The sequence below is a fragment of the Marinobacter arenosus genome, from assembly GCF_019264345.1.
Classification (GTDB): Bacteria; Pseudomonadota; Gammaproteobacteria; order Pseudomonadales; family Oleiphilaceae; genus Marinobacter; species Marinobacter arenosus.
The window spans coordinates 2242804-2253404 of record NZ_JAHVAO010000001.1; the positions used below are offsets into that span (position 1 = coordinate 2242804).

Below are 10601 nucleotides of genomic sequence, written 5' to 3' on the forward strand. Positions count from 1 at the left end.
TTTCAGCAATACGGGGGGATTCTGTGATGGTGTCGACAGAGGTTCCGCCACCTCTGCCGCATTTTGACCGGGCTTCGGTTTCAGCCGGCCGGCTGTTTCCAGGCCACCTTGCCACCGGCCAGAGTCATGCGGACAACCCCAGGCAGTTCACGGCCGGTGACCGGAGCGTGACGCCCGACGGAGACCAGCGTAGTGTGGTTCGGCGTCCAGTGTTGCTCGGGATCGAACAGGCACAGGTCGGCGACGTCACCCTCTGCCACCCGAGCCTCCCGACCGAGAACCGAGGCCGGCCCGGCTGTCAGTGCACGCACCAGTTCGGACAGGCTCAGTTCATTGAGTTCGACCAGTTCAAGACCCAATGACAGCACACTTTCAATCGTGGAAAGACCCGGTTCAGTGGCCGCCAACGGGGCCTGCTTGGCGGCGGAGTCATGAGGCAGGTGCTGACTGACGATGGCATCGATAACGCCCTCGCGAACGCCCGCAATCAGGGCCTTGCGATCGCGTTCGCCACGCAACGGCGGACGCACGTGAAAACGGCTGTCAAAGCCCGCCAGCGCCTCTTCCGTGAACAACAACTGATGCATGGCGACGTCAGCGGTGACCGCAATGCCCCGGCGACGGGCCTCGGCGAGCATTTCCACGCTGCGAGCACAGGAAAGCTGGCTCAGATGCAGGCGTGCGCCGGTTTCCTCCGCCAACAGGATCATTTCCATGACCGCCGTGGTTTCCGCCACTTCCGGAATCCCGAGCAGGCCCAGGCGAGATGTGACCAGGCCATCGTGGGCATAGCCGTCCGCGGCCAGGGCCTGGTTTTCAGGACTGAACATGACCGTCAGGCCGAAGGTCTGGGCATAGGCCATGCACCGGCGCAGGATGCGGGCATTGCGCACACCCCGGGCGCCGTTGCCAACCGCGACGCAACCGGCGGCGGCCAGGCCCGCCATATCACTGAGCAACTCGCCTTCCAGACCACGGGTGACGGCGCCAACCGGCAGGACATGAATCGGGGAACGGGTGGCCGCGACGTCCCGGATCAGGTGGGTGACGGCGCCGGAATCGTTGACGGGCGACGTTTCCGGCGACGCACAGACCGTGGTGAAGCCGCCGTGAGCCGCCGCGCGGGTTTCCGACGCGATGTTGCCTTTCTGGCCATTGCCTGGCTCACGCAGATTGCAGTTCAAATCGATGAAACCCGGCGTGATGATGCAGCCATCGGCATTCAGGGTTTCATCGGCGCTGGCCTGGCTGGCGGCATCCCCGAGGGCGGCGATTTTGCCATCCCGGACCAGCAGTGCCGTGTTGGCCCTTTCGCCACCCTGGCCGTCCAGAATGCGTCCACCGACGATTTTCAGGCTCGGCCCGCCGGTCGTTTCCGCTACGCTCATGCCTGAGCCCCCTTCATCTGTTTCTGTTGTCGTTCGGAAACCTGCCCGCCCATGGCCATGGACATCACCGCCATCCGGACGGCAATGCCATTGGTTACCTGATTGAGAATGACCGACTGGGGACCGTCTGCCACCGCCGACTCAATTTCCACGCCGCGGTTAATCGGCCCGGGGTGCATTACGATACAGTCCGGCTGGGCCAGGGCCAGCTTGTCCTGGTTCAACCCGTAGAGCCGGTAGAATTCACGCTCGCTGGGCAACAACGCACCCTCCATCCGTTCCTTCTGCAGGCGCAACATGATGACCACATCCAGGTCCTTCATGCCCCGTGCCATGTCGTACTCCACGGTGCAGCCAAGGCTTTCCACATCCTTCGGCAGCAGGGTGCCGGGGGCGATCACCCGGACCTCGTCGACACCGAGCACATTGAGCGCCCGAATCTGGGACCGGGCCACCCGTGAGTGCAGGACATCTCCGACGATGGCAACCTTCAGCCCCTCAAATCTGCCCTTGTGCTGACGGATGGTCAGCATGTCCAGCATGGCCTGGGTGGGATGCGCGTGGCGGCCGTCGCCGGCGTTGATGATGGCCACACCCGGGGTCACGCTCTCGGCGATGAAATGCGGGGCGCCGCTCTGGGAATGGCGCACCACGAACATGTCGCTGGCCATGGCTTCGAGGTTCAGCAGGGTGTCGGAGAGCGATTCGCCCTTGGAGGTAGCAGACGTGCTGATGTCCAGATTGAGCACGTCAGCCGACAGACGCTTGGCTGCCAGTTCGAAGGTGCTCCGGGTCCGGGTACTGGATTCGAAGAACAGGTTGACCACCGTTCGGCCCCGCAGCAGCGGCACCTTCTTGATGGTGCGCTCCCCCACTTCGATGAATGAATCGGCCGTGTCCAGGATGTCCGTGAGCAGCTCGCGGTCAAGGCCGTCCAACGTCAGAAAATGCCGCAACTGACCATCCCGGGTCAGCTGCAAGTGGTTCGGGGAAGGGTCGTTTGCGGTCATGGGTCGCCTGTTTGCCGTTCTGCGGTGTTTTTTAAAGCTGGATCAGTGCCCGGTTTCCTGAAACTCGATGTGCAGGGGCTCAGGGCCGCGCAGCTTGACCCGCTGGTGCGATTCCAGGGCCAGGCTCCGGCCAGTCACATCGGGCTGGATCGGCAGTTCCCGGGCACCGAGATCAATAAGAGTGGCCAATATGATACTGGCTGGACGGCCATAATCGAAAATTTCATTCATCGCGGCCCGAATGGTCCGGCCGCTCATGATGACATCGTCAATCAGGATGATATCCCGACCTTCGGTATCGAAGGGCAGACTGGACGGCTTCACCTTCGGATTCAGTCCGATGCGGCTGAAATCGTCCCGGTAGAAGGAAATGTCCAGTTCACCGAACGGTTCATCCAGCCCCAGGCGCTTGCTGAGGACATCCGCGAGCCAGACCCCACCGGTACGGATACCGATCAGGACAGGCTTTTCCACCCCGCGGTCTTCCAGCACCTGGCGCAGGCCCGCTTCCAGTTCGTTCAGCAACTGATCCATATCAAGCAGTGCGGTCATTACTTCCTCGCTGTCTAATGAGACGGTATCGGTCACTCGCCGGCGTGATTGCCCTGAAGCCCAAACCAGGTTTCCAGAATCAGCACCGCGGCCCGGTCGTCGACGCCGTGACGGCCAAAGTCCCGGCTGCCTCCGGCGGCCATCACATCGCCCTTGGCTTCATAGCTGGTGAGACGCTCGTCCACCATTTCCACCGGCACATGGTAGCGACCGTGCAGGCGGTTGCCGAACTTGCGGGCCCGGGCACACATCTCGTTCTCGGAGTCGTCCATATTCAGCGGCAGTCCCACGACAACCACGTCCGGGCGCCATTCCTGAAGCAGTGCCTCCACCTGGCTCCAGTCGGGGATGCCGTCCCGGGCAGGTATCATGGCCACCGGCTGGCCGGTGCCCAGCATCTCCTGACCGGATGCCACACCGATTCGTCGAGTTCCGTAATCAAAGGCCAGGACCCGTCGGTTGCCCGTTTCAGGCATGACCAATGGACTCGCTGAGCTGGTTCAGATCCACGCCAATTTTCTTGAGCACCGCCTTGTAGCGATCCTCCCAGGGCGTTCGGAACAGAATGTCGGACGAGGCAGGACAGGTCAGCCAGGAGTTGCTGCCCAGCTCCTGCTCAAGCTGACCCTCGCTCCAGCCGGAGTAACCCAGCGCCACGAGGAACTCTTCAGGCCCTTCATTTTTGCCAATACCGGCCAGGATGTCCCGGGACGTGGTAAGCAGCACGTCGTCGGTCACCTGAGCGGTGTTCTGCCAACTGGTTCCCGGCGGGTGCAGGACAAACCCTCGTTCGGGCTCAACCGGCCCACCGCTGAACACCGGCAGATCCAGTTCGCCGCCGTGCATGTCAAGCTGTTCCAGGATTTCCCCGAGGTGGATATCCAGAGGTTGGTTGATCATCAATCCGAGTGCGCCCTCGTCGGAGTGTTCGCACAGATAAATGACCCCACCATGAAACCTCGGGTCCGCCAGATAGGGGGACGCCACCAGGAAATGATGTCGCAAGCTGTGGGGAGAGTGCTTTGATGCTGTCATCCGGATGTCAGCCCCCGCCGCTGGAAAGACCAGGTTCGTATGATTTCCAATTCGTCCACATTTTCCCGCATCTCATCCGGGAATGGTGCAAACGGTGCCGCCATTCTGACAATACGGATCGCGGCGTCATCGAGTACCGTGCTGCCGGAAGACTGCAGAACGGCAACTTCCTTGATTGTGCCATCTTTCTTGAGGGAAACCAGCATCCGAAGCGTGCCATAGATGCCGGAGCGCCGTGCTTCGGTCGGATAATTGATGTTGCCGACCCGGGTCACCTTGCTGACCCAGTTCTGCACGTACCAGGCATTTGTGGATTTCAGCGTGGACGCGGCCGTCACCCGCATCACCCGGGGCTTGCGGGCGTAGGCCTGCTGCTGGGCATCAAAGCGGGCCTCCAGACTGGCGATTTCGAGGCTGCGTTCCATCAGGCTTTTCTTGTTGCGGACCGGGGCCGTTTTCTCCACCGGCTCGGTGCGCTCTTCGGGTTTCTGCACTTTCTGGCGGGCGCTGCTCTCCGTCTGCACCACCTGTTTTTCCTGGCGCGGCTGCGGCTCGACCTGTGACGGTGGCTCGGGCTGGACCTGGGCGGCCTTGGGCTGACTGACTTCCGCAGGTTGCGGCGTGGTCATTTCCCGGGCCTCTTCTTCACTGCCGCTGCCCTTCTGGTTGGTCTGGGCTAGGAAATCCGCTTTCTCGGGCGCTTCCTCATCCTCAAACTGCGACAGGGTGATTTCCATGGTCTGGGCCGAGGAACGCGGCGACTCCGGGGCAAAGGTAATACCCAGCACCACCATGGCGTGAAACGCCAGCGCCATGAAGAGGGTGAAGGAAAACCGGTCGAAGTCGCTTACCTGAACTGCCATTCCTGATCCTGGTTAAATCGTTGGCCCCGATGCGGGCATCACGCCCGCTTTTTCCCATCCAGACGTCGGGCAATCGCCTCCATCAGCATGCCGGCAATGTCGATCCCGAAAGCGGAATCGAGTTCCCGGATACAGGTGGGGCTGGTTACGTTAATTTCCGTCAGGTAATCACCAATGACGTCGAGGCCGACAAACATCAGGCCCTTTTCCTTGATCACCGGTGCCACCCGCTCGCAGATTTCCCGGTCTCGGGCCGTCAGTTCACGGCCTTCACCCCGGCCACCCGCCGCCAGATTGCCGCGATTCTCGCCCTGGGAGGGAATGCGCGCAAGTGAATACGGTACCGGCTCACCCTCTATAAGCAGGATACGCTTATCGCCGTCCACGATTTCCGGAATGTACTTCTGGGCCATGGCCTGGTGCTGGCCATAGTTGGTCAGGGTCTCGATGATCACGCCCAGGTTAAAGTCATTCTCCTTGATGCGGAAAATGGAATGGCCGCCCATGCCATCGACAGGCTTCATGATAACGTCGCCATGCCGGGCGTAGAATTCACGGAACCGGGTGGCAGACCGACTGACCAGCAACGGTGGGGTCAAGTCCTCGAACTGGGTGGCAAACAGCTTCTCATTGCAGTCCCTGAGGGTCGCCGCCGGATTGACCACCAGCGCGCCCTGCTGCTCAGCTGACTCAAGAATGTAGGTCGCCATCAGAAATTCCCGGTCCACCGGCGGATCCTTGCGCATCAGAATCACGTCCAGCTCACCCAGGGCCCGGTCCTGGCTCGGGCCGAAGCTGTACCAGTTCTCCGGATCCATGTGCACCGTCAGGGCCCGGGTGTGAGCCATGGCCTTGCCGCCATCCAGATACATATCCGGCAGCTCCATGTACTCAATCTCCCAGCCGCGTTTCTGCGCCGCCAGCAACATCGCCAGAGAACTGTCTTTCTTGAAATGGATATCCTTGATCGGATCCATCACGATCCCGAGTCGGACTGTCATAGTGTCTCTTTAGCTCCAGGGGTTAAAAACACGAACCGGTCAGCAGAGTAAACCAGATAATAAGTGCTATGCTGAGACATCGAATGGTATTGTACCCGAGCCATGAATGCATCCGCAGAAATCCTCAGCCGATTACGTGAAGTTGCAGGCACAAGTACATTTGGTCACAAAGTAATACTTTTTCTCCAGCCATTGATACTCTATAAATAAGCGGGGTTTATAGAACAACCTTAAGGTTTGTGTTAAAAATCCCCGTTTGAAAATAATGACAGTCGCTGAGCGCAAGGCAGTTGGACAATGGATGACAACTTCGAGAATCTGAAGATCATGGTGATCGACGATAGTAAAACCATTCGTCGCACCGCAGAAACCCTTCTTAAAAAGGTCGGTTGCGAGGTCATCACCGCAACTGACGGCTTTGACGCTTTGGCCAAGATTGCCGATTCCCAGCCGGACATCATTTTTGTCGACATCATGATGCCCCGACTGGATGGCTACCAGACCTGCGCACTCATCAAGAACAATTCCTCTTTCAAAAAGACGCCGGTTATTATGCTCTCCAGCAAGGACGGCCTGTTCGACAAGGCGAAGGGCCGCATTGTCGGCTCCGACCAGTACCTGACCAAACCGTTCAGCAAGGATGAGCTGCTTAACACTATCCGCCAGTATGTCCCCCAGGCGGAACAGTAAACCTGCTGAAACCCTGAACCATCGAGGAACCCATGGCTCGCATTCTCATTGTTGACGACTCCCCCACCGAGGTGAAGAAAATCTCCACCATCCTGGAAAAGCACAAGCACGAAGTCCTGACGGCCGACAACGGCGCGGACGGCGTTGCCAAGGCTCGGGCCGAAACCCCCGACCTGGTGCTGATGGACGTAGTCATGCCTGGCCTGAACGGGTTCCAGGCAACCCGCCAGCTGACCCGCGCTCCGGAGACCGCTTCCATTCCCGTGGTGATTGTCACCACCAAGGATCAGGAAACTGACCGTGTCTGGGGTACCCGTCAGGGCGCCAAAGGTTATCTGGTCAAGCCGGTTAACGAAGACGATCTGATCAAAACAATCAACAGCCTGATTGCCTGATCCCCAACCGTGGAGTAAGCATGTCCGCCCAGACCGCCGCCCCCTATGCCGTTCTGACGGATATCGCCCAGCGCAGCCGGTCCATGGCGGCTGGCTTGCCGGAGCAGCAGGAAGCCGTTGAGCTGTGGAACGGCATCGGATTCGTTCTGGCCGGTGAGCGTTACGTGGCGCCCATGGGCGAAGTCACAGAAATTCTCCACGTCCCCCGGTTTACGCACATTCCGGGGGTTCGCCCCTTTCTTCTCGGTGCCGCCAACGTCCGTGGTCGCCTCCTCCCCCTGGTCGATCTCGCCAGTTTCTTCGACATTCCCCGCTCGTCCCGCAGTCTGCGTGAACGGCGTGTGCTCGTGGTCGAGGAAGGAGACATTTTCAGCGGACTGGTGGTCGACAACGTACTGGGCATGCAGTACTTCGCATCAGACAGTTTCAAGGAGTCACCGGAAGGTGTACCTGAAAACGTTCGACCGTTTGTTACAGGCGGCTACGAACGCAACGAGGAAGTCTGGAAAGTCTTTTCTGCCGTCGACCTGCTCGATGACGAACGCTTTCTTGACGTCGCACAGTGGTAAGGGTGTGGAACTGGCAGGAACATCACCCTGACCGCCTGATACCCGCAAAAACAAACTTGCCAATCTTTATGAAGAGGCCGGGAGCCAGAAAATGAAAAACAGAGCCGGAAGACTCAGTATGGGACAGGGAGGCAACAAGCTTGTTGCCGGTCTGATCGCCGCACTGATTGCACTCACCGTCCTGCTCGTTGTGGTCCTGTTTATTATTAACAAAGACAGCCAGAACGACCAGGAATACATCGCCAACACGGCCGAGCTGAGGGTTCTCTCGCAGGCCATCGCGAAGAACGCCACGGAGGCCGCCGGCGGTACTGCCGAGGCTTTCAACCAGCTACGGCGGTCACGGGATGAGTTCCAGCAGCTCTGGAGCAATGTCACTGAGGGCAACCCCGAAACCGGCCTCCCGCCGAGCGAACTGGCACAGCAGAGTGGCGTTCAGGAAAACTGGAATACCGTGCGTGAAAACGCCGACAGCATCCTCTCCACCCAGGACGCGGTACTCGGCCTGCACGAAGTGGCACGGACCCTGAACGAAACCATCCCGCAGCTTCAGGTCGAGTACGACGACATCGTACAGATCCTCCTGGACAACGGCGCTCCGGCCGAGCAGATCGCCCTGGCCCAGCGCCAGTCACTGCTTGCGGAGCGGATTGTGCGCTCGGTTAACAACGTACTGTCCGGTGACGAAGACGCGGTGATCGCCGCCGACCGTTTCGGTCGCGACGCCAGCCTGTTCGGCCGGGTACTGGAAGGACAGCTCAATGGCAACCAGGCCATGGGCATCTCCAAGGTTAACGACGAAGATGCCATCTACGGCCTTGAAGCCGTTGCGGAACTGTTCGAGTTCGTTTCCCAGAACGTAGACGCCATCCTTGAAGCCTCTCCCGACCTCTTCAAGGTGCGTACTGCGGCCAGCGACATCTTCCAGAACTCCGAGCTCCTGTTGACCGAACTGTCCGTCCTGGCTGACGGGTTCCGGAACCAGTCCGGCTCCCGGCTGATCAGCCCGACTCTGGCCTTCATCATCCTTGCGGCCATGGTCGCCATCGTGGTCTTCATCGGTCTGGCACTGTACCGGGAAGCCCAGGAACGCCTGTCCACGACTCAGGAGCAGAACGAGCAGAACCAGAACGCGATCCTGCGACTGCTGGACGAACTCGCCGACCTCGCGGATGGTGATTTGACCACTGAGGCCACGGTTACCGAGGACTTCACCGGTGCCATCGCCGACTCCATCAACTACGCGATCGACCAGATGCGCGGACTGGTACAGTCGATTCGTGGCACCGCCGTTCGAGTGTCCTCAGCGGCCCAGGAAACCCAGGCCACGGCCATGCACCTGGCCGACGCCTCCGAGCACCAGGCCCAGGAAATTGCCGGCGCCTCTGCCGCGGTTAACGAGATGGCGGTCTCCATCGACCAGGTATCCTCGAACGCCGCAGAATCCTCCGCGGTTGCGGAGCGGTCGGTTGCGATCGCGAAGAAAGGCGCGGAAGTGGTACAGAACACCATCCGCGGCATGGACAACATCCGTGAGCAGATCCAGGAAACGTCCAAGCGGATCAAGCGTCTGGGTGAGTCTTCCCAGGAAATCGGTGACATCGTATCCCTGATCAACGACATCGCCGACCAGACCAACATCCTGTCCCTGAACGCGGCGATCCAGGCCTCCATGGCCGGTGACGCGGGTCGAGGCTTCGCGGTGGTCGCGGACGAGGTTCAGCGCCTCGCGGAACGTTCCTCTGCAGCGACCAAACAGATTGAAGCCCTGGTTAAGACGATCCAGTCCGATACCAACGAAGCCGTTATCTCCATGGAACACACCACCGCCGAGGTGGTCCGGGGTGCCCGTCTGGCCCAGGACGCGGGTATCGCGCTCGAAGAGATCGAGAACGTATCCATGAGTCTGGCGGAATTGATCCAGAACATCTCCAACGCCGCCCGTCAGCAGTCTTCGTCTGCGGCACACATTTCGAACACCATGAACGTCATCCAGGAAATCACGTCCCAGACCTCGTCCGGTACCAACGCGACCGCGAAGTCGATCGGTAACCTGGCGGAAATGGCGTCTGAGCTGCGGTCCTCGGTTGCCGGCTTTACCCTGCCGGAAGAAGACTCCGCCGAGCAGGAAGAAGAGGAAGACAGCGACGTACCGGTGGTGGGCTGATTTTCGGCCCGGGGCAGTTGACGGTTTATGGCGCACATGCATAGCAACCTGTCACCCGCCGAAGGCATCTGGTCACTGCGCCGACTCCCGGACATGGACGAGGCGCAGTTCACCCAGTGGCAGACCCTGCTGGAGCATCGCACCGGCATAACCCTGTCGGCCGAACGCCGATCGTTTCTGGAAACCAATCTTGGGATCCGGATGCGGGAGATCGGCTGCAGCAGCTACCAGGCCTACTACGAGCAGATCGTATCCGGGCCGGATGCAGTCAGGGAATGGGCGACACTGGTGGATCGACTCACGGTCCAGGAAACCCGGTTTTTCCGGGACCCGGATGCCTTTCGCCTGGTGGCGGATTATGTGCTGACGCGACCGCGGGAGCAGTTGAGAAAGCGCCCCCTGGAAGCCTGGAGTGTCGGGTGTTCAAGCGGTGAAGAGCCTTACACCCTCGCCATGGTGCTGAATGAGTGCATGCGCCAGCTGGAACTCCAGCCGCTGTTTGGCATCACCGGCTCGGATATCAGCAAGCCCGCGATCGAACGGGCCCACCACGGCCAGTTCAATCCCCGGAAGTTGATCGGGATGGACGACGACATGAAATCCCGGTATTTCCGCCCGGCCGAGCGGAATACCGTAGAAATAGTGAACAGCATCCGGGACAGGGTGTGCTTTACCAGACTGAACGTACTGGATCTCGATAAGGCACCCATGCACGGGATGAACATTATCTTCTGCCAGAATCTGCTGATCTACTTCCGCCGCTGGCGCCGGCGGGAGATTGTCAAGCGACTTGCAGAGCGGCTGGCGCCCGGGGGGCTGCTGGTGCTGGGCCAGGGAGAGCTGACCGACTGGCAGCCTCCCGGCCTGCAGAGGGTACCCTCGGAACATGTGCTGGCGTGGATAAAACGCCAGACTGACGAAGAATAACCGG

12 protein-coding genes are annotated in these 10601 nt (G+C 60.1%); 5 read left to right on the plus strand and 7 right to left on the minus strand.

What is annotated here, in order from left to right; translation table 11 throughout:
- Positions 1 to 80: 80 nt before the first annotated feature.
- The 7 genes from KXD86_RS10345 to gshB are packed head-to-tail and all read right to left on the minus strand — an operon-like array spanning position 81 to position 5849.
- The gene (locus KXD86_RS10345; RefSeq protein WP_218635942.1) at positions 81 to 1388 is read right to left on the minus strand and encodes a dihydroorotase; all 1308 of its coding nucleotides are present in this window, start codon (positions 1386 to 1388) and stop codon (positions 81 to 83) included.
- Positions 1385 to 2398 carry an aspartate carbamoyltransferase catalytic subunit gene (locus KXD86_RS10350; RefSeq protein ID WP_218635943.1) on the minus strand — a complete coding sequence of 338 codons (1014 nt, stop codon included), beginning with the start codon at positions 2396 to 2398 and terminating at the stop codon, positions 1385 to 1387. The genes KXD86_RS10345 and KXD86_RS10350 overlap by 4 nt, the downstream gene beginning before the upstream one ends.
- Before the next feature lie 42 nt (positions 2399 to 2440).
- Positions 2441 to 2950 (minus strand): bifunctional pyr operon transcriptional regulator/uracil phosphoribosyltransferase PyrR, encoded by a 510-nt coding sequence (pyrR, locus tag KXD86_RS10355; RefSeq protein WP_218635944.1) that lies wholly within the window; start codon positions 2948 to 2950, stop codon positions 2441 to 2443.
- A gap of 32 nt (positions 2951 to 2982) precedes the next feature.
- Entirely contained in the window at positions 2983 to 3426 is a 444-nt protein-coding gene (gene ruvX / locus KXD86_RS10360) for a Holliday junction resolvase RuvX (protein WP_218635945.1), read from the minus strand.
- Entirely contained in the window at positions 3419 to 3985 is a 567-nt protein-coding gene (locus KXD86_RS10365; RefSeq protein ID WP_218635946.1) for a YqgE/AlgH family protein, read from the minus strand. Before KXD86_RS10365 ends, ruvX begins: the two co-directional genes overlap by 8 nt.
- Positions 3982 to 4848 carry an energy transducer TonB gene (locus tag KXD86_RS10370; protein ID WP_218635947.1) on the minus strand — a complete coding sequence of 289 codons (867 nt, stop codon included), beginning with the start codon at positions 4846 to 4848 and terminating at the stop codon, positions 3982 to 3984. The genes KXD86_RS10365 and KXD86_RS10370 overlap by 4 nt, the downstream gene beginning before the upstream one ends.
- A 38-nt stretch (positions 4849 to 4886) precedes the next feature.
- Positions 4887 to 5849 (minus strand): glutathione synthase, encoded by a 963-nt coding sequence (gene gshB, locus KXD86_RS10375; RefSeq protein WP_218635948.1) that lies wholly within the window; start codon positions 5847 to 5849, stop codon positions 4887 to 4889.
- Positions 5850 to 6146: 297 nt separating this feature from the next.
- Between gshB and pilG the strand changes: the two genes are divergently transcribed.
- The 5 genes from pilG to KXD86_RS10400 all read left to right on the plus strand — a co-directional run bounded on the left by pilG (position 6147) and on the right by KXD86_RS10400 (position 10597).
- Positions 6147 to 6539, plus strand: a complete 393-nt coding sequence (pilG, locus tag KXD86_RS10380) for a twitching motility response regulator PilG (protein WP_008175635.1) — start codon at positions 6147 to 6149, stop codon at positions 6537 to 6539.
- 32 nt (positions 6540 to 6571) lie between these two features.
- Entirely contained in the window at positions 6572 to 6934 is a 363-nt protein-coding gene (gene pilH, locus KXD86_RS10385; RefSeq protein ID WP_011787171.1) for a twitching motility response regulator PilH, read from the plus strand.
- Positions 6935 to 6954: 20 nt separating this feature from the next.
- Entirely contained in the window at positions 6955 to 7503 is a 549-nt protein-coding gene (locus KXD86_RS10390) for a chemotaxis protein CheW (RefSeq protein WP_218635949.1), read from the plus strand.
- A gap of 91 nt (positions 7504 to 7594) precedes the next feature.
- Positions 7595 to 9670 (plus strand): methyl-accepting chemotaxis protein, encoded by a 2076-nt coding sequence (locus KXD86_RS10395; RefSeq protein ID WP_218635950.1) that lies wholly within the window; start codon positions 7595 to 7597, stop codon positions 9668 to 9670.
- 27 nt (positions 9671 to 9697) lie between these two features.
- Positions 9698 to 10597, plus strand: coding sequence for a CheR family methyltransferase (locus KXD86_RS10400; RefSeq protein WP_218635951.1), 900 nt, complete (start codon positions 9698 to 9700; stop codon positions 10595 to 10597).
- Positions 10598 to 10601 lie beyond the last annotated feature (4 nt).